The organism is Stappia stellulata (genome assembly GCF_020176715.1).
In the GTDB taxonomy this organism is placed as follows: Bacteria; Pseudomonadota; Alphaproteobacteria; order Rhizobiales; family Stappiaceae; genus Stappia.
On the sequence record NZ_JAIVMF010000010.1, the window covers coordinates 21,013 to 44,260 of the forward strand.

Sequence of the window (23,248 nt, forward strand, 5' to 3'; positions counted from 1 at the left end):
GCCCTCCGCCTGGTGTCGGCGGGAGAGGCGGGAGGCCGTGGCGGCAGGTGACCGTCGTCGGGACCGCCGGGCGGGACGACGTCCGCCGTCTCGCCCGGTCGGGGCGGTGCCGGCGCGCCTACCAGCCGCGCCGCTTGATCCGCTTCAGCTCGCGTTCGAGATCCGCCATCGCGGTCGCCGCGTCGGTCTTGCCGGAGAGGACGTCATGAGAGGCGTTCCAGAAGGCGTTCGAGACGCGGTTGTAGTTCGTTCCGGTCACGCGCGACGGCCGGGCGACCGCATTGGTGAAGGTCTCGTAGAGGTCGCCGAAGAAGGGGGCGGCCGCGAGCACGTCTGCATCCTCGTAAAGCGATGCGATCGTCGGGTTGTAGGTGCCCTCGATGGCCCGGCGCTTCTGCTCGGCCTCGCTCGTCAGATACATCACCAGATCGGCGGCGATCTCCGGGTTTGCGGAGTATTTCGACACCGAAAGCTGCCAGCCGCCCAGCGTGCCGGTGTTCTTGCCGTCCGGTCCGCCCTTGGGAAGGGCCGTGACGCCGATCTTGCCCTTCACCGGGCTGTCGGCGGAATTGCCCAGCCCCCAGGCATAGGGCCAGTTGCGCATGAAGACCGCGTTGCCGGACTGGAACACGCCGCGCGCCTCCTCCTCGGCGTAGTTCAGGACGCCGCCGGGGGTGATGTCGCCGACCCAGGAGCCGGCCAGTTCGAAGGCTTCGATCGCCTTGGGATTGTTGATGGTGATCTCGCCGTCGGCGTCGACGATGGTGCCGCCGCCGAAGCTGTCGACCCATTCCAGCGCGTCGCAGGTCAGCCCCTCATAGGCCTTGCCCTGGAAGACGAAGCCCCAGAGCGTGTCCTTTCCCTCCGCCCGCTCGGCGGCCTGGATGATCCTGGCCGTTTCGGTCATCTCCTGCCAGGTCGTCGGCACCGGCTTGCCGTGTTTTTCCAGCAGGTCCTTGCGGTAGTAGAGCAGTCCCGCGTCCGTGTACCAGGGCATGGCGACAAGCTGGCCGCCGACCCTGTTGTTTTCGACGATGGGGGCGAAATGCGCCTTTTCCGCGCCGTCGGAATAGGCGGCGAGGTCGATGAAATGATTGCTAAGAATGCCGGGCCAGATTACGTCGATCTGGAAAACGTCGATGTCGTCCGCGCCGGAGGCGAGCAATTGCTGGTACAGCGCCAGCCGTTCCGTGGTCGAGTTCGGCGTGGAGACGATCTTGACCGTGTTGCCGGTCTTTTCCGCCCAGGCATCGGCGCCGGACTTGCACAATTCCAGTTCGATGCCGACAGCGCCGCAGGAAATGGAGATTTCCGCAGCCTGTGCGCCGGCGTGTCCGGCACCCAGGGGGGCAAAGAGCGGCACCGCAAGCGCGGTCGCGGCCAGAATGGATGTGCGCAGCATCATGGTCCTCCGATTGCTTCGGCCCTTGCACCGCCAAGGCGATGTCCGCCGATCCCGTCTCGCGTGGCCCGACCGCAAACCGGCAGGCATCACCGCGTCGTCGAAAAAGGTTTCGTCCGGCAAAAACTGTCTGGAGAGGGGACGTCCCGGATGGCGAGGACTTCAGATGCACGCCGGAACGGTCCCCGCGTGTCACCCTGTCCCGGCGCGCCTCGAACGAAGCTGCGTCATCCTGGTCAGCGCCCCTCCCAAAGCGCTTTGGATATCGAGCCTGCCGGATCGTTCCGGATGAGTCAAGCGACGGCGCGGCACTTTTCATTGTGCAGAGCGGCGAGGTGGTTTTGCGACGCACAAGAAAAATGGCTGGATTTGGCGCTTTCAAAGCCCTTAGGATCAACGAGGAGGGTAAGCTTGCGCCCGGGGCTGCCGATTTTCCGGGAAGGGCCCGCTGCGGTCTGGCAAGAATTCGCCTGTGAAAAATGCTGATCTCGAAGTGTTTTTCCAAAGCGCTTTGGGTTACGATTTGTGTGCGGCAACGGATGCGGCCGGCTGTCGGATGCGCGGTCGTTGCAGCCTGGCGCGGCCGACGGGGCGCGGGCGTATCGCTGATCGCCTTGCAAAACCGACGGCCGTGTGGTCGAAGCGCCGGGACGCGCGGGCGGGATGAAAACGGAGAGAGGCTCTTGTCGGGAGGATCGGTCGGGTGAACCTGCGTGAACTCTCCGCTCATCTGGGCCTGTCCCAGACCACGGTGAGCCGGGCGCTCAACGGCTATGCCGACGTTGCGCCCGCCACCCGCCGCAAGGTGGTGGAGGCCGCGGAGCGGGTTGGCTATCGCCCGAATTCCGGCGCCCGGCGGCTGGCGACCGGGCGCTCCCAGGCGCTCGGCATCGCCTTTCCCGTCGACCGCAACCTGCTGCTCGATCCGCATTTCATCGAATTTCTCGCCGGCGTTGCCGCGACGGCGGGGGAGAAGGGCTACGACCTGACTGTCAGCCCCACCACCGGCACGGAAGACGAGGTCTATCGCCGGTTTGCCCGCACGCGCACGGCGGACGCCGTGATCCTGTCGGGACCGGCGGTTGAGGATCGGCGCATCGCCCTGCTCAACGGGCTGGGTCTGCCTTTCGTGGTGCACGGGCGCACGCAAACGCCGCTTCCCTACGCCCATGTCGATATCGACAACCGCGGCGCCTTCCGCCAGGCCTGCCGGCTTCTGCTCGATCTCGGGCATCGGCGGATCGCGCTGATCAACGGCGATGAGGGGCAGACCTTCGCCCGCGACCGCCGCTCGGGCTGGCAGGAGGCGCTGGCGCAGGCGGGGCTGGCCGACGATCCGGACTGCCCGTCCTGCTGCGGCGCGATGACGGAAGAAAACGGCTATCGCTTCGCACGCACGCTTCTGGAGCGAACGCCGGCGCCGACGGGCCTGTTGTGTTCCAGCGTCCTGCTGGCGTTCGGCGCCTATCGTGCGATCCGCGATCTTGGCCTCACGGTCGGACGGGACGTTTCCGTGATCGCCCATGACGACGATCTTCCGTTCTTGCGTCCCCACACGCTCGATCCGCCGCTGACGGTCACCCGCAGCCCGATCCGCAAGGGCGGCGAGCAGGTCGCTGATTTCGCGATCCGTCTTGCCACCGGTACGCTGATCGACCAGCTCACGGACGTGAAGCCGGTGGATCTGGTCTATCGCGGATCGGTGGCCGCACCCGCAAGCGGATAGCGGGACGATCTCCCCAAGGGGCGGATGATGTGCTTTTAAAACGGCAAAATATTGATATAATGTATTTTTTTAAATCTCATTGACGTAATGGTAAAAATAATATCTTGCGCGTTTCCCGCCAAGGTGGAATTCTCGCCGTCGATCCGATCGTCTCTGTCCGATCTGCTGCCGGTGCCGGCCATGAGCCGGGGCGCGGCGGGGATGCGCGACCAACAGGGAGTAAGCAGATGACCGCTGCCATCGTGGGCTGGGCCCATACGCCATTTGGAAAGCACACCGAGGAAACCGTCGAGAGCCTGATCGTCAAGGTCGCGCGCGACGCCATCGCGGACGCCGGTCTCGAGGCCAGCGATGTCGACGAGATCGTCCTCGGTCATTTCAATGCGGGCTTTTCCGAGCAGGACTTCACCGCCTCCCTGGTGCTTCAGGCCGACCCCGCCCTGCGCTTCAAGAAGGCGACACGCGTCGAAAACGCCTGCGCGACCGGGTCCGCGGCCGTGCATCAGGGCGTGCGTGCGGTGACCTCCGGCGAGGCGCGGGTGGTGCTCGTCGTCGGCGTCGAGCAGATGACAACGACGCCGGGTCCCGAGATCGGCCGCAATCTGCTCAAGGCCTCCTATCTCCCCGAGGATGGCGACACACCGGCCGGTTTCGCCGGCGTGTTCGGCAAGATCGCGCAGGGCTATTTCCAGAAATACGGCGACCAGTCCGATGCGCTGGCCGCGATTGCCGCCAAGAATCACCGCAATGGCGTCAATAACCCCTATGCGCAGATGCGCAAGGATCTGGGCTTCGATTTCTGCCGCACCGAGAGCGAGAAGAACCCCTTCGTCGCCGGCCCGCTGAAGCGCACCGACTGTTCGCTGGTGTCCGACGGTGCGGCGGCTCTCGTGCTCACCAATGTCGAGACCGCGCTCGGTCGCGACAAGGCCGTGGCCTTCCGCGCCCTCGCGCATGCGCAGGACTTCCTGCCGATGTCGAAGCGCGACATTCTCGCCTTCGAGGGCTGCGGTGCGGCGTGGAGCCGGGCGCTCGGCGCGGCCGGCCTTGGCATCGAGGATCTCTCCTTCGTCGAGACCCATGACTGTTTCACCATCGCCGAACTGATCGAATATGAGGCGATGGGCCTGACGAAGCCGGGCGAGGGCCATCGCGCCATTCTCGAAGGCTGGACCGAGATGGGTGGCAAGCTTCCGGTCAATCCGTCGGGCGGGCTGAAGGCAAAGGGCCATCCGATCGGCGCGACCGGCGTGTCCATGCACGTCCTGAGCGCGATGCAACTCACCGGCCGCGCCGGCGACATTCAGGTCAAGGACGCCGAACTCGCCGGGATCTTCAATATGGGCGGCGCTGCCGTTGCCAACTACGTGTCGGTGCTCCAGCCGCTGCGCTAGGCGGTTTTCACGACCGGCGATGCCGGGGCGGGCGGCAGGTGTCACGCGCGACGCCTTCTTCCGTTTGCCCCGCGCAGCTCAAAAGGCACCCTAGATCAGGCTTGCCTCCATGTGCCGCGCCAGATCGAGCAGGTCGAAGGCGATCACGTCCCACGCATCGGCGGGCGCAAGGTCGGTGGTCTGGCCCTTGCCGAACTCCTTCGGTCTTGAGAAGAAGGCTGTCTTCAGGCCGGCGGCACGCGCGGCGTCGAGATCCCGGTTGTGGGCCGACACCAGCATGACCTCGCCGGGCTCCAGCCCGATCGCGGCGGCGCAATGGGTGTAAACCTTGCTCGCCGGCGGATGGCAGCGCGCCAGATCGGCCCCGAGGATCAGGTCCCACGGCAATCCCGCGCTCTTTGCCAGCCAGGTCATCATGGAAATCGAGCCATGGTTGCAGGGCGCAATCACATATTCGCGCCGGAGCGCGCGCAGTCCGGGCACGCTGTCTGGCCAGGGGCGCAGGGTCTCCCAGCTTCGCTCCAGGGTTGCCCTGTCCCTGTCGCCGAGACGACGGGCCAGGTCGGCGTCGCCCAGGACTTTCGCCAATGCCTCACGATGGATGGCGTCCAGTCCCAGATAGGGCGCGTCTTTTGCCCCGTCGCCGGTGGCTTCGGCCAGGCGGGAGGCGATCTCCGCGCGCCAGGCATCGGCCAGTTCCCAGGGCTTGATATCGGCGCCGGATTTGGCGAAAGCCTGATCGAAGGCATTTGCAATGCCGCTTCTCCAGTCCACCACCGTTCCGAAAACATCGAAGAAAATAGCTTTGACCACGGCATTCACTCTTGTCGAATTATGGGCTGTCTCAGGGTAGAATGCATGTCTGGGGTTGTTCTCTTCAATTAATCAACCTTTAGTGTTGTATGAGAGTAAAATATTAGCATCACAAAAAACGATTCGACATGACAAAGTACTACTTTTGATGATGAGAATATTGCATATGGTGACCGATTCCGGTAAATGCGAATTAATTTTATTTCTATAAAGCGGATGTGGCATCTTTTATAGTTCGGTTGCAGCAAACAAAAATATGCAATTCTCACTTCGCGTTTTTTCTTATCGCAAACGTATAAGAGTACGCGGATCCAAGCAAACCATGTTTTCATAGCCGGCGACGACCGATCTTCGTCACCAATTCGGTGACGCTTTGGAGGCCTTCGACGCCGGGAGAATGTTTTTTCTCTCTTTGCCCTTGCGATTGAAATGCCATGCCCGGCGCAAAGTCTGCGCAGGCCTTATGTGTTGGCGGTATCCAACGCAGTCGGAGTCTGCTGTCCATGTCGCGCCAGTCCGATCGAAAACTCGATGTGTTTCCAGCCTTTCAAAAGGTCGCGGGTCGCCGTGTGGTCGTGGTCGGCGGCGGCGAGGAGGCGGCCGCCAAGCTCCGGCTCCTGTCGGAAACCTCTGCCGTGCTCGAGGTGATTTCGCCCACCGTCGATGACGCGCTTGCCGCGGCCATCGAGACAACCGGGGCGATCTGGCACCGCACGGCGTTTCGCCCTGCCTTGCTGACCGGGGCCGCTCTTGCCTTTGCGGCAAGTGGTGACGAGGCGGCGGATACCGCCGTCGTCAACGCCGCCCGCGTCTTCGGCATTCCGGCAAATGCGGTTGACCGTCCCGCGCTCTGTGATTTCTACGTCGGCGCCCTGGTGAACCGGGCGCCTGTCGCCATCGCCATCACCTCAACGGGCGTCGGGCCGGTGCTTGCGCGCCACATCCGCGCGCGCATCGAGGCCATGCTGCCCGGCACGACCGGCGACCTTGCCCGTCTGGCCGAGAGCTTCCGCGACACGGTCGCACGGGTGATCGCGCCCGGCGCGGACCGCCGGCGCTTCTGGGCGCGGTTCTTTTCCGGAAGTGTCGCCGCAAACCTTCAGGCCGGGCGTGCCGACGTGGCGCGCGCGGAGGCGCAGCGCCTCCTGAACACCCGCAACGACGAACCCGGTTTCGTCTGGCTGGTCGGCGCCGGCCCCGGTGCGGAGGATCTGCTGACCTTGCGCGCCCAGCGCCTGCTCCAGGAGGCCGACGTGATCGTGCATGACGCGCTCGTGCCCGATGCGGTGGTTGCCATGGGCCGGCGCGATGCGGAGCGCATTGCGGTCGGCAAGCGCAAGGGCGCCCATTCGGTGCCGCAAGAGGAGATCAATGCCATCCTGGTGCGCGAGGCCGCTGCCGGGCACCGGGTCGTGCGGCTCAAGAGCGGCGATCCGCTGGTGTTTGGCCGGGCCGGCGAGGAACTCGCCGCGCTCAAGGCGGCCGGAATCGGCTGCGACATCGTGCCGGGCGTCACGGCGGCCCTTGCGGCTGCGGCGAGCGCGCGCATTCCGCTCACCCTGCGCGGTGTTGCCTCGCAGCTTGTCTTTGCAACCGGCCACGACAAGGACGGCGAGACGCTGCCTGCCTGGGCCGACCTTGCGCTCTCCGGCGCCACAGTCGCCGTCTACATGGGCCGCACCGTGGCTGCACGCGTCGCGACGCGGCTGATCGCGGCCGGCCTGCCGGCGCAAACGCCGGTCGCCGTGATCGAGAACGCCGCGCAGCGTGACGAGCGTTTTCTTGCCGGCGCGCTCGACGACCTCGGCGTGCTGGGCACGCGCGACGACATCGACGGACCCGTCCTGATCGTGGTCGGGGAGGTCGTCGCCCACGCGGATCTCGCTGCCAGCGAACCGCTCCGGGTTGCCGGGCCGCTGCGCGCCATCGCGGCCGCCTGACGAAATCTTGCTGAAAGGATCCCGCACATGAAGGCACTGACCGCAAACCGGCTGATCGACGGCGAGGTCGTCTGGCTCGGCCGGTCCGGCCAATGGGTCGAGATGTTGCAGTCGGCGTGGGGACTGGAAACCCCGGAAGCGGAAGCCGAAGCGCTGGCCATCGGCGCGCAGGCCGTGGCCGACAGGCTTCTGGTCGACCCCTATCTGATCGATCTGCGCCGCACGGAGGATGGCATCGAGGCGGTGCGTTTCCGCGAGCGGATCCGCGCGAAAGGACCGACCACGCGCCCCGATCTCGGCAAGCAGGCACGACGCGAAACCTCCGCCGCGTGACGGCAGTCAACGGGCCCGCGCGCCTTCAGGAGACATGACATGTACCGCTATGACGAATTCGACACCGATTTCGTGTCGGCCCGGGTGGAGCAGTTCACCGACCAAGTGCGCCGCCGCCTTGCCGGCGATCTCGACGAGGAGCAGTTCAAGCCGCTCAGGCTGATGAACGGCGTCTACCTGCAGCTCCACGCCTATATGCTGCGGGTGGCGATCCCCTATGGCACGCTGAACGGCGCTCAGATGCGCAAGCTCGCCTATGTCGCGCGCACCTACGACCGGGGCTACGGCCATTTCACGACGCGCCAGAACATCCAGTTCAACTGGCCGCGCCTGAAGGACATTCCGGCCATTCTGGAAGAACTCGCCACGGTCGAGATGCATGCGATCCAGACCTCGGGCAACTGCATCCGCAACGTGACCGCCGATCATTTCTCGGCTGCCGCCGCCGACGAGATCCTCGATCCGCGCCCCTATGCGGAAATCCTGCGGCAGTGGTCGTCGCTGCACCCGGAGTTTTCCTTCCTGCCGCGCAAGTTCAAGATCGCGGTGACCGGCGCGCCGCACGACCGCGCCGCCGTGCAGGTGCACGACATCGGCCTGCAGGCCAAGCGCGACGCAGACGGTAATGTCGGTTTCACCGTCTTCGTCGGCGGGGGGTTGGGGCGCACGCCGATGATCGCGCGCAAGGTCCGCGACTTCTTGCCCGAGGAGGATCTGCTGGCCTATTGCGAGGCGATCCTGCGCGTCTACAACCGCTACGGCCGGCGCGACAACAAATACAAGGCCCGCATCAAGATCCTCGTCCACGAGACGGGTGTGGAGACGCTGAAGGCCGATATCGAGCGCGAGTTCGAGGAAATCCGCCACGGCGTGCTGCGGCTGCCGCAGGACGAGATCGACCGCATCACCGATTATTTCGCAGCCCCTCCCTTCGATGCGGACGCGGATGACGGCAGCCTGGACCGCGCGTCCGCCGCCGATCCGGCGCTGGCCGCCTTTGTCGAGCGCAACCTCCATGCCCACAAGGCGCCGGGCTACGCCAGCGTCACGATCTCGCTGAAGCCGATCGGCAAGGCGCCGGGCGATGCGACCGCCGACCAGATGGACGCGGTGGCGGCCCTTGCGGAACGCTACGGCCACGACGAGATCCGCGTCAGCCACGAGCAGAACCTGGTGCTGCCGCATGTGCGCAAGGCGGATGTTCCGGCAATTTTCGAAGGGCTGAAGGCGGCGGGTCTGGCGGAGGCCAACGCCGGCCTCGTCACCGACATCATCGCCTGCCCGGGCATGGATTTCTGTGCGCTTGCCACCGCGCGGTCGATCCCGGTCGCGCAACGCATTTCCGAACGTTTCGGGACGCCGGAGCGCCAGCGCGACATCGGCGATCTCAAGATCAAGATCTCCGGCTGCATCAACGCCTGCGGCCATCACCACGTCGGCCACATCGGCATTCTCGGCGTGGAGAAGAAGGGCGAGGAATACTACCAGATCACGCTCGGCGGTTCCGGCGACGAGAACAGCTCGATCGGCGAGATCATCGGCCGGGGGTTCTCCTACGACGATGTCGTCGACGCGGTGGAGACGCTGGTCGACACCTATATCGGCCTGCGCGAGACCCCGCAGGAGGATTTCCTGGCCGCCTACCGCAGGGTGGGCGATGCCCCGTTCAAGGAGGCGCTCTATGGGACGGCATGAAGCCCTAGCGGCAGTCGAAGACACGGGCGATCTCGCGCGCGTGCTTGCCGCCCGCTTCGACGGCGCGCCGGCGGAAGAGGTGATCGCCGCGGCACGGGAGCAGTTTGCGGACGGCCTCGCGCTGGTGTCCTCCTTCGGCGCGGAATCGGCGGTGCTGTTGCATCTCGCCGCCCGCGTCGATCCGGCACTTCCGGTGCTGTTCATCGACACCGGCAAGCTCTTTCCGGCAACGCTGCGCTACCGGGACACGCTGGTGGAGCGCTTCGGCCTCAGGGACGTGCGGGTTCTGAAGCCCTCAGTGGAGGATCTTCAGGCGGAAGATCCGACCGGCGCGCTGTGGATGCGCGACACCGACGCCTGCTGCGACATCCGCAAGGTGCGCCCGCTGGCACGCGCGGTCGCGGGCCTCGATGCCTGGATTTCCGGCCGCAAGCGGTTTCAGGCCAGCTCGCGCTCCAATATTCCGCTATTCGAGGCCGACGGTCCGCGCGTGAAGGTCAATCCGCTCGCCGACTGGGACCCTGGCGATCTGCGCGCCTATATGCAGGCGCACGACCTGCCGGCCCATCCGCTGGTCGCTGAAGGATATCCTTCCATCGGCTGCATGCCCTGCACCAGCCCGGTGGCGGAGGGCGAAGACCCGCGCGCCGGACGCTGGCGCGGCGGCGAGAAGACGGAATGCGGGATCCATTTTCCGCTTCCGCAGGAAAACGAGAACGGAGCGGGGATCTGACCATGGCGGCACAGCTTTACAAAGACGGCGGCTTCGTTGCCGATGACTGGCGCCATCTGGGCGACGACGACCTGCTGCCCGAGGCGGGCGCTGTCATCCTGCCGCTCGCGCGCTTTCTGGAGAGTGTTGCCACAGCGCCGGCTTCTCTCAAGCTCGCGGTGCTCCTGCGCGCGGCGGACGATCCCGACGCGCTGGCACCGCATTTGTCGCGGCTAGAGCTGATCGCCGTCGACTTCGCCAAGTTCTCCGACGGGCGCGGCTATTCCACAGCGCGGCTGCTGTGCCGGCGCCACGGCTTCGACGGCGAGCTGCGGGCGGTCGGCGATGTGCTGCTCGACCAGATCCCCTTGATGCGCCGCTGCGGCTTTACCGCCTTCGAGATCGTGCACGCGCCAACGCGTCGCGCCCTTGAGGCTGGTCACAATGTCGAGGTGCCGTTATATCTGCAGCCTGCGGAGCGGGCCGGCGAACGCCCGGCCGGCGCGCGCGCCTGGGCCAGGCGCCCGGCGGCATCGCCTGTTTGAGACTGTCCATCGCTGTGCATCGGGTGCCTGGACCGCGATGCGCACACCGGCCGGACCGGACCCCGGCGGCCTGTCGTGAATTGCGAATGTAAGGATGCATGGCATGAATGTGGTCGATCTTTCCGGTACCACGGCGGATGTCGTTCCCGCCGGCGCAACCGCCGAGACCGTGACCGAGGTCCAGCATTACACCGACGACCTGTTCCGCTTCCGCATGACGCGGCCGGCAAGCTTCCGCTTCCGCTCCGGCGAATTCGTGATGATCGGCCTGATGGTCGGCGAAAAGCCGATCTACCGCGCCTATTCGATCGCCTCGCCCTCCTGGGACGAGGAGCTGGAATTCTTCTCCATCAAGGTCCCCAACGGTCCGCTGACCGAGCATCTCGCCAGGATCAAGGTCGGCGACAAGGTGCTGATGAAGAAGAAGCCGACGGGAACGCTGGTCAATGACGCGCTGATCGCCGGCAAGCGGCTCTACATGTTCTCCACCGGAACGGGCTTTGCGCCTTTCGCGAGCCTCATTCGCGATCCGGAGACCTACGACAAGTTCGACGAGGTCATCGTCACCCATTCCTGCCGCTTCAAGGCGGAGCTTGCCTATTCCATCGAGACGGTGGCGGCGGCCAAGGAAGATCCGCTGATCGGCGAGCTTGCCTCCGAGCGGCTGCGTCTCTTCACCTCCACGACGCGCGAGCCTTCGGAGCATGTCGGCCGCATCACCACGCTGATCGAGAGCGGGGAGTTGTTCGAGGCGCTTGGCGTTCCGCCGCTCGATCCCGCGACGGATCGCGGCATGATCTGCGGCTCCATGGCCATGCTCAAGGACACCAAGGCGCTGCTGGAAGCGCGCGGTCTCACCGAGGGCGCCAACAATCGCCCGGCCGAATTCGTCATCGAGCGCGCCTTCGTCGGTTGAAGATCCGCCGTCCCCGTGCCATCGCTCCCGACAAAGCGGCAGGGGCGGGAAACGACGGAGCGGGCGTGTGAGCGACGACAGGACGACGGCTGGCGGCGAGGACAAGGATGCGCGCTTGCGCATTCTCGACACGCGCACGCTTTACCGGGGCTTTTCAACCTACCGGGAAATGGAGGTCGAGGAGCGCCGCGCCGATGGCTCGACGCATCGGCTGTCGCGTGAATACCAGACGCGCCGCGATGTCGTTGCGGTGCTGCCCTTCGATCCGGAGCGAAAGGTCGCGCTTGTGGCGCGGCAACTGCGCGTGCCTTTGCTTGCGCGCGGCGACGACGATGGCTTCCTGATCGAGGCGCCGGCCGGCTATGTCGACGACGGCGAAACGCCTCTCGACGCTGCCCGACGCGAGGCGGCGGAAGAGGTCGGGGTTGTTCTCAAGCATCTTGAGCCGGTCGGCCAGGTCTATTCCTCGCCCGGCGCCATGACCGAACGGATCGACCTGTTTCTCGGCGAATACACCTCCGCCGATCGCCAGAGCGCCGGCGGCGGGCTTGCCCATGAGGGCGAGGAGATCGAGGTGCTGGAGCTTCCGCTTTCACGGCTTGTGTCCGACCTGCAAGGCGCCGGCGGTCAGGACGCCAAGACGCTGCTTCTGGTGCAGGCGCTCATGTTGCGCCGCACCGAACTTTTTGCGTAACTTCGTTGCAACGTGCCGGGGCGGCCCTTCGGTCGCCTCCCGGCGATTTCCCTGAAAATCCGAGGATCCTGCAATGTCGATGAACCGTACCGTGCGTCTCGTAAAACGTCCCGCGCCCGGGCTAGTCAGCCCGGACTGCTTCGAGATTCGCGACGAGCCGGTCGCTGAGCCTGGCGAGGGCGAGTTTCGCGTGCGCGCCGAATATGTCTCGCTCGATCCGGCCATGCGCGGCTGGGTGAACGAGGGCAAGTCCTATGTGCCGCCGGTCGCGCTCGGCGATGTCATGCGCGCCTTTTCCGCCGGCACGGTGGAGGCGTCCAATCACCCCGAGTTTCGCGAAGGCGACAAGGTGGTCGGTCTCTTCGGCGTGCAGACCCACGCGATCTCCGACGGACGCGGCGTGCAGCGCGTCGACACCGCCATCGCGCCGCTGCAAAGCTGGATCGGCGGCCTCGGCATGCCGGGCCTGACCGCCTATTTCGGCCTGTTGCGCGTCGGCGAGGCCAAGGCCGGCGACACGGTGGTCGTCTCGGCCGCCTCGGGCGCGGTCGGCTCGCTGGTCGGGCAGATCGCCAAGCTCAAGGGCTGCCGCGCGGTCGGCATTGCCGGCGGGCCGGAAAAATGCCGGGCGCTGATCGAGGAAGACGACTTCGACGCGGCGGTCGACTACAAAGCGGGCGACCTCGGCGCGCAGCTCGACAAGGCCTGTCCGGACGGGATCGACGTCGATTTCGAAAACGTCGGCGGCGAGATCCTCGACACCATCCTGCCGCGCATGAATACCTTTGGACGCATTGCGGTCTGCGGGCTGATCTCCGCCTATACGGCGACCTCCGTGCCGCCGGGACCGGTGAACCTGCGCTATGTGCTCACCCAGCGGCTGAAGATGCAGGGGCTCATCGTCTTCGATTTCGCCCGCGACAATGCGGTTGCGCTCGCCGATCTCGGCGCCTGGGTGAAGGAGGGCAAGCTGAAGCTGCGCGAGGACGTGCGCGAGGGCGGGGTCGATGCCTTCGTGGAGACGCTGAACCTGCTCTACACCGGTGGCAACTTCGGCAAGCTCAGCCTGAAGGTCTGAGCGGATTGCCAATGGCGCGTCGCCATTCTCCTGACACGATGTCCCCGCCATCATCGCACGGTGGCGAGATGCGGTTGGGAGGATGGCGATGCGGTTGAAGCGGATGAAAACGGGGGCCCGGGCCGGGCTCGTGGCGGCGGCGCTCGCTGCCGGGGCGATGCTTGCCTCCTCCGATGCGCTGGCAGCCTCGCTCGACAGCTGTGTTGCCAATATCCGCGCGCAGGCGATCAAGGCCGGCGTGAGCCGCGCCACCGCCGACCGTGCCTTGTCGGGCGTCGCCTATGACGAGAAGGCGGTGCGATTTTCGCAAAGCCAGCCGGAATACAAGACCCCGATCTGGGACTACCTTGCCTTCCTGGTCGATGAGGAACGCATCGCCGACGGCAAGAAGATGCTCGCCCGTCACGCCAGCACGCTGGCCCGGGTCGAAAAATCCTACGGCGTCGACCGGTACATCGTGCTCGCGGTCTGGGGCGTGGAAAGCGACTACGGCCAGTTTCGCGGCGATTTTCATGTGCCCCATGCGCTTGCCAATGTCGCCTGCAACGGCCGGCGCGCGAAATACTTCCGCTCCGAACTGATCGAGATCCTCAAGATCGTCGACCGGGGCGACGTCAAGCTGAAGGACCTGCAGGGGTCCTGGGCGGGCGCCTTCGGCCAGACCCAGTTCATGCCCTCGACCTACCGCCGGCTTGCGGTCGACTATGACGGCGACGGCCGGCGCGACCTGGTCAATTCCGTTCCCGATGCTCTCGCTTCCACGGCGAATTATCTCAAGAAGGCCGGCTGGGTGACCGGCATGCCCTGGGGCTACGAGGTGCGCCTGCCCAAGGGCTACAACGGCCCGTCGGGGCGCAAGAACCGAGCCACGGTCACCGCCTGGGGCAAGCGCGGCATCACCCATCTCGACGGCGGCAAGATCGCCGGCGAGGCGCGTGCGGGCCTGCTGCTGCCGGCCGGCGCCGACGGACCGGCCTTTTTGGTCTTCAAGAATTTCGACGCGATCTATTCCTACAATGTCGCGGAAAGCTACGCGCTGGCGATCTCGCATCTTGCCGATCGCCTGCGCGGCGGCGGCCCCTTCGCAACGCCCTGGCCGACCTCGGATCCCGGCCTGTCGCGCGCCGAACGTGTCCGGCTGCAGGAGCTTTTGCTGCGCGCCGGCTACGACATCGGCGAGGCGGACGGGCGCGTCGGCCCGGCAACCCGCGCCGGGATCAAGCAGGCGGAGGCGCGTTTCGGCATGCCCCAGACCGGCCGGCCCGGCCGCAGGATCTACGAGAAACTCGGCGGGCGGTAGCCGCAGGCCGCAGCGAACGGCTGCGGCTCACCCCTTGCCGGGAATGCCCTTGAAGGCCTCCGTGCCCCAGACCCGCTTCACGGTCTGATCGCGCCCGCACGACCAGCGATAGTAGGAGTAGCGGGTGCTGCTCTTTTCATAGAAGTCCTGGTGATAGTCCTCCGCCGGATAGAAGGTCGCGGCCGGCAGGATCGGGGTAACCACCTCCCTGTCGAGAATGCGTGCGGCTTCCGCCTTTTGCTGTTCCGCGACCTGTTGCTGGGTGTCGTCGGTGACAAAGATCGCTGTGCGATAGGACGGGCCCCGGTCGCAGAACTGTCCGCCCGCATCCGTCGGATCGACGCTGCGGAACAGGGCGGCCACCAGCTCCGCATAGCTTACGGTGTCGGCGTCGAAGGTGATGCGGACGGCCTCGTAGTGCCCCGTTCCGCCCTCGGTCACGGCGGCATAGGTCGGATTGTCGAGCGTGCCGCCGGTGTAGCCGGAGACCGTTTCCAGAACGCCCGGGATCGCGTCGAAATCCGATTCCACGCACCAGAAACAGCCGCCGGCGAAAATCGCCGTCTGTTTGTCCGCCGCGGTCGCGGGGCCGGGCAGGGCGGTCGCCAGCGCCGCCAGGAAGAGCGTTCCGATCAGGCCGCTGGCGGCGCGCCGTGTAGAGGTCGTTGTCATGGAAATCTCCTTCTGATCGCCCAGCAAATGGCGGCCACCGGGCCGGCGATCAAGTCAAAGCCGTATCACATCCTCGGGATGGACATGGCCGGGCACGCGGCGGACGGACGCGCCCATTCGGATTGCGGGGGCTGGTGCCATCGGCTACCGTCCCGGCAACATGGTATTCGTATGACAAACGGGAGGACGGCTTTGTCCAGCGAAATCAGGCGTTTCCAGGCCGTGATCGATGGCGTCGCCGGAGAGGCGACCGGCGGCCGCCGCATCGACGTGATCGCGCCGAGCACGGGCGAGGTTTTCGCCAGCATTCCGCGCTGCGACGCGGGCGACGTGGGGCGCGCGGTGGTTGCCGCGCGCAACGCCTTCGAGGGCGGCAACTGGGCCACTATGCCCGCCGTTGAGCGCGGGCGCATCCTGACCCGGCTGTCCGCGCTGGTGCTTAGGCATATCGACGAATTGGCGGAGCTGGAATCGCGCGATACCGGCAAGCCCTTGCGCCAGGGCCGCGCCGATATCGTCAATGCCGCGCGCTATTTCGAGTTTTACGGCGGGGCCGCCGACAAGGTCACCGGCGACACGCTTCCGGTCCAGACCGGTTTCATGGCGATGACCCTGCGCGAGCCGCATGGCGTCGTCGGCTCGATCGTGCCGTGGAACTATCCGGCGCAGATCATGGGCCGTGTCGCGGGGGCCGCCCTTGCCATGGGCAACACGCTGGTGATGAAACCGGCCGAGGACGCCTGCCTGTCCGTGCTGCGCATCGCCGAGCTTGCGCTGGAGGCCGGGCTTCCGGCCGGCGTATGGAACGTGGTGCCCGGCTACGGCGAGGAGGCCGGCGCCTCGCTTGCCAATCATCCGGGCATCGACTTCCTCACCTTCACCGGTTCGCCGGAGGTCGGAACGCTGATCCAGACGGCGGCGGCCAAGAACCACATCGGCTGCACGCTGGAGCTTGGCGGCAAGTCGCCGCAGATCCTCTTCGCCGATGCCGACCTGGAGGCCGCGCTGCCGGTGATCCTGAACGCCATCGTGCAGAACTGCGGCCAGACCTGCTCCGCCGGCAGTCGTCTTTTGGTCGAGGCGGCGGCCTTCGAGGCGGTGGTCGAGGAGTTGCGTCACCGGTTCCGCGCGCTTGTCAGCGGTCCGCATGACGCCGACCTCGACCTCGGCCCTTTGATCAACGAGGCGCAGGCCCGCCGCGTCGCGAGCTTTGCCGAGGAGGCGGAGGCGGAAGAGATCCCGCTGATCGCGGAAGGCTCGATCATGCCGGACAGCCCGGCGGGGGGCTTCTATCAGCCGGCGCGGGTCTACGGCCCGGTGCCGCGCGACGCGCGTCTCGCCCAGGAGGAGGTCTTCGGCCCCGTGCTCGCTGTCATTCCCTTTGCCGACGAGGCCGAGGCGGTGGAGATCGCCAATGGCACCGACTACGGCCTTGTCGCCGGTGTGTGGACCCGCGACGGAGCGCGGGCGATGCGTGTGGCCCGCGCGGTCAGGGCCGGGCAGGTCTTCGTCAACGGCTATGGCGCCGGCGGCGGTGTCGAACTGCCCTTCGGCGGCTTCAAGAAATCCGGTCACGGGCGGGAAAAGGGCTTCGAGGCACTCTACGAGTTCTCGGCACTCAAGACCGTCGTCGTCAATCACGGATAGACAGTGCGCCTCAAGAGCGCGGCAGCAATCGGGAGAAACGACATGAGCGGACGTCTTGCGGGCAAGGTGGCGATCGTCACCGGTGCCGGGTCGGGCTTTGGCGAAGGCATTGCGAAACTCTATGCCGGGGAGGGCGCGTCGGTGATCGTCGCCGATGTGAATGGCGATGCGGCATTGCGTGTCGCAGGCGAGATCGGCGCGAGCGCCCATGCCGTGACAGCCGATGTGGGCAAGCGCGCGGGCGCGGAGGCGATGTGCCGGGCCTCCGGGGAGCGCTTCGGCGGGCTGGACATTCTCGTCAACAACGCCGGCTACACCCACCGCAACGGCTCGCTGATGGAGGTCGACGAGGACACGTTCGACCGGATCTTCCAGGTCAACGCCAAGGCGATCTATCTGGCGACGCAGGCGGCCGTGCCGATGATGAAGGCGCGCGGCGGCGGCGTGATCCTCAACACCGCCTCGACGGCGGGCCTGAGGCCGCGTCCGGGGCTGACCTGGTACAATGCCTCCAAGGGCTGGGCGATCACCGCGACCAAATCGATGGCGGTCGAACTCGCCCCCGACAACATCCGCGTCAATGCGCTGTGCCCGGTCGCGGGCGAGACCGGCATGCTGTCGCTGTTCATGGGAGAGGACACGCCGGAGAAGCGGGCGCAATTCGTCGCCAGCATTCCCCTTGGCCGGCTGTCGCAGCCGCGCGACATCGCCAATGCCGCCCTGTGGCTCGCCTCCGACGAGGCCGACTTCATCACCGGCGTGGCGCTTGAGGTCGACGGCGGGCGCTGCATCTAGGGACCGGGTGAGGGGCAAGGCACGCAGCCGCGCCTTGCCCCATGGGTGTTACGTCTTGAACTTCCGGATCTCGCCGCTTGCAAGCCGCGCGCTGTAGGACTTCAGTTCCTTCCTGACGAGCTTCATCAGGAAATAGAGCGCGAAGATGTTCACCACCGCCATGGAGAAGATCGCCGCATCGGAGAAGTCGATGACGGGGCCGAGGCTTGCCGCCGCGCCGATCACGATGAAGATGCAGAAGATCACCTTGAACACCAGTTCGGTCGTCTTGCCTTCGCCGAACAGATAGGTCCAGGCCTTGAGGCCGTAGTAGGACCAGGAGATCATCGTCGAGAAGGCGAAGAGCACCACCGCGAGCGCCAGCACATAGGGGAACCAGGAGATCGACGATCCGAAGGCCGCCGATGTCAGGGCGACGCCCGACGTATCGCCGATGGTCTTGATCGCGCTCCCCGCCTCGTTGAGCACGAACTGGCCCGTTTCCGGGTTCATGATCAACTGTCCGGAAATGGTGATCACCAGCGCGGTCATCGTGCAGATCAGAACCGTGTCGATCAGCGGTTCCAGCAGCGACACGAAGCCCTCCGTGATCGGCTCGTTGGTGCGCACGGCCGAGTGGGCGATGGCGGCGGAGCCGACGCCGGCCTCGTTGGAGAAGGCGGCCCGCTTGAAGCCCTGGATCAGCGCGCCGACAAGGCCGCCGGCGACACCCAGCCCGGTAAAGGCGCCGGCGAAGATCTGGCCGAAGGCCCAGCCGATCTTGTCGTAATTGACCAGCAGGATGACCAGTGCCGCGCCGACATAGAGGATCCCCATGAAGGGCACGACCTTTTCGGTCACGCGGGCGATCGACTTGATGCCGCCGACGATCACGGCGAAGACGACCGCCGCGAAGATGAGCCCGGTGATCCAGCCCGGGTAGTCGCCGACGATCCCGGCGATCTGCGCGTGGGCCTGGTTGGCCTGAAACATGTTGCCGCCGCCGAGCGCGCCGAGGATGCAGAAGACGGAGAACATCACGGCCAAGATCTTGCCGCCGGGAAGGCCGAGTTCCTTGAAGCCCTTCGACATGTAGTACATCGGGCCGCCGGAAACGGTGCCGTCGTCATACTCGTTGCGGTATTTCACGCCGAGGGTGCATTCGGTGAATTTCGAGGCCATGCCCATCAGGCCGGCGAGGATCATCCAGAAGGTGGCGCCCGGACCGCCGATGCCGACGGCAACCGCGACACCGGCGATATTGCCGAGGCCGACCGTTCCCGACAGGGCGGTTGCCAGCGCCTGGAAATGGCTGACCTCGCCCGCGTCCTTGGGGTCGGAATAGTCACCCTTCACCAGCGCGATGGCATGGCCGAAGAAGCGGAACTGGACGAGGCCGAAATAGACGGTGAACACCGAGGCCGCGACGACGAGCCAAAGCACGATCCAGGGAAAGGCGGTTCCGGGAAAGGGCGCGAAGATGAAATTGACGAAGGGGCCGGTGACGGTCGCGAAGGTCGCGTTGACCCGTTGATCGATGGTCATGGCCTCCTGGGCGAGGGCGGGAGCGGACAGGCCGAATGCGGCGGCCTGCGCGAGCAGGATCTTGCTGAGGGTTTTCATGATGCCACCTCAGACGACGACCGTGACGGGCACGCTGGCGCTCATCACGAGGTTTGAGGTTGCACTTCCGAAGATGCGCCGGGTGAAACCGCCCTCGGAGGAGCGTCCGACGATGATCTGGTCGGCGCCCTGTTCCTCCGCGAGGGCGTTCAGCGTTTCGGCCACGTCGCCGTGACGCACGACCCCGGAGGCGGTGAACCCGGCGTCCTGCAGCTTCTTCACGGCCGGGTCGATGATCCGGCTCTTGGCGGTGGAGATTTCCTCCTCGCGGCGCTTGTGGCGCTGGGCGTTTTCTTCCTGCGTCTGGAACGAGTAGGGCGACCACTCGATGACATAGGCGGCAATGAGTTCGCAGTCGCCGATCAGCTTTGCCAGCATCTGCGCATGGGTCATGGCGCGCTCACCCGATCCGTGGCCGTCCAGGCCAATCAAGAATTTCATTCCCATTTCTTCCTCCTGAAATCAGGGTTCCCCGATGGTCGTTTCATGTCGAAGGCGCTGGCGCGGTTGAGGCTTGCGCTTCTTGCACCTTCGACGATTAATTATAGGAAAAAAGACTGGTTTGTGTGCCTATATTTGGTCTATATTGAGGAATATGACCTAAATTTTAGAGATAAATAGCCTTATCGGCTAAACTATGGGCTTTTAGACTGGAGAGGCAACTGCGTGAGGCGGCATCTCGATGCGATTGATCGCAAGATCCTGGACGCGCTTCAGCGCGACGGACGACTGTCCATCGTCGAGCTGGCAAACCGGGTCGGCCTGACCAAGACCCCCTGCGCGCAGCGGGTTCGCCGGCTGGAGCGGTCGGGGGTGATCAGCGGATACGCGGCCCGGCTGGATCCGGTGGAGGTCGACCGGAATCACGTCACCATCGTTCAGGTCAACATGATGCTGACCGCCGACACGGCGCTGTCGGATTTCAACGAGGCGGTCAAGCGCATCCCGGAAATCCAGACCTGCATGATGATCGCGGGATCCTTCGACTACCTGCTTCAGGTGCGCACGCGCGACATCGCCCATTTCCGCCAGTTGCTGGGCGACAAGATCAGCAAGTTGCCGAACGTCATGCAGACGCATTCCTTCGCCGTGCTGGAGACGGTGAAGGACAGCGAAATTATCGAGATGGCAGAAGAGCGCGCGCGGATCTAGCCGATACGGCCGCGCTTACGAGGCGACGACGCAGTCCCGCCCGGCGGATTTGGCCGCATAGAGCTGGATGTCGGCGGCATGGAGCGCGTCTTCCAGTGTATCGGCGGTGCCGTCGTTGAGGCCGATGCTCAAGGTGACGGGGCCGATCCTGCTCAGCGTGCCGCCGGGGCCGGTGAGGGTGTTCATGCTGAGGCGCAGGGCGTCGAGGAAGCGGGTGCAGGCCGCGTGGTCCAGGTCGGGCAGCACGACGCAGAACTCGTCTCCCCCCAGCCGGGCGGGAAAGGCCTGCGGCGGACAGCACTCGGCGAGCGCCCGCCCGAAGGCCCGGATCAGGGCGTCGCCGGCTTCGTGGCCATGGGTGTCGTTCACGCTCTTGAAGCGGTCGATGTCGATCGAGGCGACCCTTGCGCCCGCGCCCTTGTGGCGCGCCGTGTCGAAGATCCCGCGACCCTGGGAAAACAGGTGACGGCGGTTGGAGAGGCCCGTAAGCGCGTCGCGGTGGGCCATGTCGGCCAGGGCCTGGATCCGGTCGAGCGTGTCGAGGTTCTGCGAGATCCGCAGCATGAATTCTTCCGGCGTGCAGGATTTCGGCAGAAAGTCGTTTGCGCCCGATTTCAGGAAGCGGGCGATGATCTCCGGTCCGGCCTGTCCCGACAGGCCGATCACGGCCATCTCGTGCATGCCATGGCGCGCGCGCAGACTGCGCAGCAGCTCGAAGCCGTCGGTGCGCGGCATCAAATAGTCGAGCACGACCAGTCGGAGGTTCGGGATCGTGTCGAGCATCGCCAGCGCGGTGCCGTGATCGCTCGCGGTGTGGACGTTGAGCTGGTAGAGCCTGAGCCGCCGCGCGACGATCTCCAGATCGACCCGGCTGTCGTCCACCACCAGGGCGTCGATGTTCCGGTTGGCATAGACGCGCTGCACCAGTGTGCCGACATAGGCAAGGCTCGAGGCATTGTCCTTCAGGATATAGTCGACAACGCCCTTTGCGAGCAGCGTGTCGCGCAGCCGCTCGTCGAAGCGACCCGAGAACACGATGGTCGGCAGACCGGCCGCCATCGTGACGTCGACGATTTCGCCGTCCGGCGCATCGGGAAGCGTCAGGTCGACGAGGGCGACGTCCAGCACGATGCCGGGGTCGGCCAGCACTCGTTCGGCATCGGCGCGCGTCGGCACGGAGATGACGTCAAGCCCTGCGGAAACGGTGAGCTGGCGCTTGATCACCCGTTCGAAGAACGGGGTGTCCTCAACAAGAAGTACCTGTCCCATGGCGCACTCTCTCGGTCCTGTGCCGGTCCCGTGATAGCGAAAACAATTGTCCCTTGCGGGTTAAGGAAACGTTCACCTGGAACGGGATGATTCGCTTTCGACCGGCCGGCAATCGAAAACGGCCGGGCACCCAGGGCGCCCGGCCGTTGTGGATCGGTCCGCAATGGGCGGTTCCAGCGTCAGGCGGGAACCTTGACCTTCGCCTTGGTGTTGGCGAGCACGTCCTCGATTGTCACATCCGGGGCCAGTTCCACCACATCCAGTCCGTCTTCGGTGACGTCGAAGACACCGAGGTTGGTGATGATGCGGTTGACGCATTTCACGCCGGTCAGCGGCAGGGTGCATTCCGGCAGGAGCTTGGGGTCGCCCGCCTTGGAGGTGTGATCCATGATCACCACCACGCGCTTGACGCCGGCAACGAGATCCATCGCCCCGCCCATGCCCTTGACCATCTTGCCCGGGATCATCCAGTTGGCGAGATCGCCTGTCTCAGACACTTCCATGGCGCCGAGGATGGCCATGTCGATGTGACCGCCGCGGATCATCGCGAAGCTGTCGGCGGACGAGAAGAAGCTCGTCTGCGGCAGTTCGGTGATGGTCTGCTTGCCGGCGTTGATCAGGTCCGGGTCGATCTCGTCCTCGGTCGGGAACGGGCCCATGCCGAGCATGCCGTTTTCCGACTGAAGCGTCACATGGACGCCTTCGGGGATGTAGTTGGACACCAGCGTCGGAATGCCGATGCCGAGGTTGACGTAGAAGCCGTCTTCCAGCTCCTGCGCCGCGCGCCGAGCCATGTCATCGCGAGTCCAGGCCATGTCTGTTCTCCTTCGTTTTCTCAGGCTGCGCGCACGGTGCGCTTTTCGATGCGCTTCTCGTGGGTGCCCACGATGATGCGGTCGACGAAAATGCCCGGCGTGTCGATGTGATCGGGGTTGAGCTCGCCGATCTCGACGATCTCCTCGACTTCCACAATCGTGACCTTGCCGGCGGTCGCCATCTCGGGATTGAAGTTGCGGGCGGTCTTGCGGAAGACGAGGTTGCCTTCCTTGTCCGCCTTCCAGGCCTTGATCAGCGAGAGGTCGGCGACCAGGCCTGTCTCCAGGATGTAGGTCTCGCCGTTGAAGTCCTTGTGCTCCTTGCCCTCGGCGATAAGCGTGCCGACACCGGTCTTGGTGTAGAAGCCCGGGATGCCGGCGCCGCCGGCGCGGCAGCGCTCCGCCAGCGTGCCCTGCGGATTGAACTCCAGCTCGAGTTCGCCGTTCAGATACTGGCGCTCGAAGGTGGCGTTCTCGCCCACGTAGGAGGAGATCATCTTCTTGATCTGACGGGTCTGCAGGAGAAGCCCGAGGCCGAAGTCGTCGACGCCGGCATTGTTGGAGATCGCGGTGATCTCCTTTGCGCCATTGTCCCGCAGCGCGACAATCAGATTCTCGGGAATGCCGCACAGGCCGAAGCCGCCGGCCATGACCGTCATTCCGTCGAAAGTTACGCCCTCAAGCGCGGAAGCCGCGTCGGGGTAGATCTTATTCATAGGGATCTCCTTGCATCGGATGAATGCCGGGC

Annotated in this window: 22 protein-coding genes; 14 read left to right on the forward strand and 8 right to left on the reverse strand. The window is 65.5% G+C overall.

The window, feature by feature from the left end; all coding sequences use genetic code 11:
- Positions 1 to 118: 118 nt before the first annotated feature.
- Positions 119 to 1,402: an ABC transporter substrate-binding protein gene (locus LC092_RS12975; protein WP_224806966.1), complete on the reverse strand. Its 1,284-nt coding sequence runs from the start codon at positions 1,400 to 1,402 to the stop codon at positions 119 to 121.
- A gap of 703 nt (positions 1,403 to 2,105) precedes the next feature.
- On the opposite strand from LC092_RS12975, the gene LC092_RS12980 reads away from it, so the two are divergent.
- Both LC092_RS12980 and LC092_RS12985 read left to right on the forward strand, forming a co-directional pair.
- Positions 2,106 to 3,128 (forward strand): LacI family DNA-binding transcriptional regulator, encoded by a 1,023-nt coding sequence (locus LC092_RS12980; protein WP_224806967.1) that lies wholly within the window; start codon positions 2,106 to 2,108, stop codon positions 3,126 to 3,128.
- Between the two features lie 227 nt (positions 3,129 to 3,355).
- Positions 3,356 to 4,522, forward strand: coding sequence for an acetyl-CoA acetyltransferase (locus tag LC092_RS12985; RefSeq protein ID WP_224806968.1), 1,167 nt, complete (start codon positions 3,356 to 3,358; stop codon positions 4,520 to 4,522).
- A gap of 90 nt (positions 4,523 to 4,612) precedes the next feature.
- Here LC092_RS12985 and LC092_RS12990 read toward each other — a convergent pair whose 3' ends face one another.
- Positions 4,613 to 5,335: an HAD-IA family hydrolase gene (locus LC092_RS12990; RefSeq protein ID WP_224806969.1), complete on the reverse strand. Its 723-nt coding sequence runs from the start codon at positions 5,333 to 5,335 to the stop codon at positions 4,613 to 4,615.
- 503 nt (positions 5,336 to 5,838) lie between these two features.
- Between LC092_RS12990 and cysG the strand changes: the two genes are divergently transcribed.
- From cysG to LC092_RS13035, 9 genes are all read left to right on the forward strand, one after another.
- Entirely contained in the window at positions 5,839 to 7,275 is a 1,437-nt protein-coding gene (gene cysG / locus LC092_RS12995; RefSeq protein ID WP_224806970.1) for a siroheme synthase CysG, read from the forward strand.
- Positions 7,276 to 7,302: 27 nt separating this feature from the next.
- Entirely contained in the window at positions 7,303 to 7,608 is a 306-nt protein-coding gene (locus LC092_RS13000; protein WP_224806971.1) for a DUF2849 domain-containing protein, read from the forward strand.
- 39 nt (positions 7,609 to 7,647) lie between these two features.
- Positions 7,648 to 9,303 (forward strand): nitrite/sulfite reductase, encoded by a 1,656-nt coding sequence (locus LC092_RS13005; protein ID WP_224806972.1) that lies wholly within the window; start codon positions 7,648 to 7,650, stop codon positions 9,301 to 9,303.
- Entirely contained in the window at positions 9,290 to 10,036 is a 747-nt protein-coding gene (locus LC092_RS13010; RefSeq protein ID WP_224806973.1) for a phosphoadenylyl-sulfate reductase, read from the forward strand. The genes LC092_RS13005 and LC092_RS13010 overlap by 14 nt, the downstream gene beginning before the upstream one ends.
- 2 nt (positions 10,037 to 10,038) lie before the next feature.
- Positions 10,039 to 10,560 (forward strand): DUF934 domain-containing protein, encoded by a 522-nt coding sequence (locus LC092_RS13015; protein ID WP_224806974.1) that lies wholly within the window; start codon positions 10,039 to 10,041, stop codon positions 10,558 to 10,560.
- 94 nt (positions 10,561 to 10,654) lie between these two features.
- The gene (locus tag LC092_RS13020) at positions 10,655 to 11,476 is read left to right on the forward strand and encodes a ferredoxin--NADP reductase (RefSeq protein ID WP_412103579.1); all 822 of its coding nucleotides are present in this window, start codon (positions 10,655 to 10,657) and stop codon (positions 11,474 to 11,476) included.
- A 67-nt stretch (positions 11,477 to 11,543) separates the two neighbouring features.
- Positions 11,544 to 12,170 (forward strand): NUDIX domain-containing protein, encoded by a 627-nt coding sequence (locus tag LC092_RS13025; protein WP_224806976.1) that lies wholly within the window; start codon positions 11,544 to 11,546, stop codon positions 12,168 to 12,170.
- A gap of 73 nt (positions 12,171 to 12,243) precedes the next feature.
- Complete coding sequence (locus tag LC092_RS13030; RefSeq protein ID WP_224806977.1) at positions 12,244 to 13,248, forward strand: NADP-dependent oxidoreductase; 1,005 nt, start codon at positions 12,244 to 12,246, stop codon at positions 13,246 to 13,248.
- A 103-nt stretch (positions 13,249 to 13,351) separates the two neighbouring features.
- Complete coding sequence (locus LC092_RS13035; protein ID WP_224806978.1) at positions 13,352 to 14,548, forward strand: lytic murein transglycosylase; 1,197 nt, start codon at positions 13,352 to 13,354, stop codon at positions 14,546 to 14,548.
- Positions 14,549 to 14,575: 27 nt separating this feature from the next.
- Here the strand turns inward: LC092_RS13035 and msrA are convergent, their stop codons facing one another.
- On the reverse strand, positions 14,576 to 15,220 hold the full coding sequence (msrA, locus tag LC092_RS13040) for a peptide-methionine (S)-S-oxide reductase MsrA (protein WP_224806979.1): 645 nt from the start codon (positions 15,218 to 15,220) through the stop codon (positions 14,576 to 14,578).
- 171 nt (positions 15,221 to 15,391) lie between these two features.
- On the opposite strand from msrA, the gene LC092_RS13045 reads away from it, so the two are divergent.
- On the forward strand, positions 15,392 to 16,867 hold the full coding sequence (locus LC092_RS13045; RefSeq protein ID WP_224806980.1) for an aldehyde dehydrogenase family protein: 1,476 nt from the start codon (positions 15,392 to 15,394) through the stop codon (positions 16,865 to 16,867).
- A 42-nt stretch (positions 16,868 to 16,909) separates the two neighbouring features.
- Positions 16,910 to 17,662, forward strand: a complete 753-nt coding sequence (locus LC092_RS13050) for an SDR family oxidoreductase (protein WP_224806981.1) — start codon at positions 16,910 to 16,912, stop codon at positions 17,660 to 17,662.
- A gap of 48 nt (positions 17,663 to 17,710) precedes the next feature.
- On the opposite strand, the gene LC092_RS13055 is transcribed toward LC092_RS13050, so the two are convergent.
- Together LC092_RS13055 and LC092_RS13060 are read right to left on the reverse strand one after the other, a co-directional pair.
- Positions 17,711 to 19,264 carry an alanine/glycine:cation symporter family protein gene (locus LC092_RS13055; RefSeq protein WP_224806982.1) on the reverse strand — a complete coding sequence of 518 codons (1,554 nt, stop codon included), beginning with the start codon at positions 19,262 to 19,264 and terminating at the stop codon, positions 17,711 to 17,713.
- Between the two features lie 9 nt (positions 19,265 to 19,273).
- Positions 19,274 to 19,705 carry a universal stress protein gene (locus tag LC092_RS13060; RefSeq protein ID WP_224806983.1) on the reverse strand — a complete coding sequence of 144 codons (432 nt, stop codon included), beginning with the start codon at positions 19,703 to 19,705 and terminating at the stop codon, positions 19,274 to 19,276.
- 225 nt (positions 19,706 to 19,930) lie between these two features.
- Here LC092_RS13060 and LC092_RS13065 point away from each other — a divergent pair, with 225 nt between their 5' ends.
- Positions 19,931 to 20,416 (forward strand): Lrp/AsnC ligand binding domain-containing protein, encoded by a 486-nt coding sequence (locus LC092_RS13065; protein ID WP_224806984.1) that lies wholly within the window; start codon positions 19,931 to 19,933, stop codon positions 20,414 to 20,416.
- Between the two features lie 15 nt (positions 20,417 to 20,431).
- On the opposite strand, the gene LC092_RS13070 is transcribed toward LC092_RS13065, so the two are convergent.
- The 3 genes from LC092_RS13070 to LC092_RS13080 form a co-directional block, all read right to left on the reverse strand.
- Positions 20,432 to 21,685 (reverse strand): diguanylate cyclase domain-containing protein, encoded by a 1,254-nt coding sequence (locus LC092_RS13070; RefSeq protein WP_224806985.1) that lies wholly within the window; start codon positions 21,683 to 21,685, stop codon positions 20,432 to 20,434.
- 179 nt (positions 21,686 to 21,864) lie between these two features.
- On the reverse strand, positions 21,865 to 22,500 hold the full coding sequence (locus tag LC092_RS13075; RefSeq protein WP_224806986.1) for a CoA transferase subunit B: 636 nt from the start codon (positions 22,498 to 22,500) through the stop codon (positions 21,865 to 21,867).
- 20 nt (positions 22,501 to 22,520) lie between these two features.
- On the reverse strand, positions 22,521 to 23,216 hold the full coding sequence (locus tag LC092_RS13080; protein WP_224806987.1) for a CoA transferase subunit A: 696 nt from the start codon (positions 23,214 to 23,216) through the stop codon (positions 22,521 to 22,523).
- Between the last annotated feature and the right edge of the window lie 32 nt (positions 23,217 to 23,248).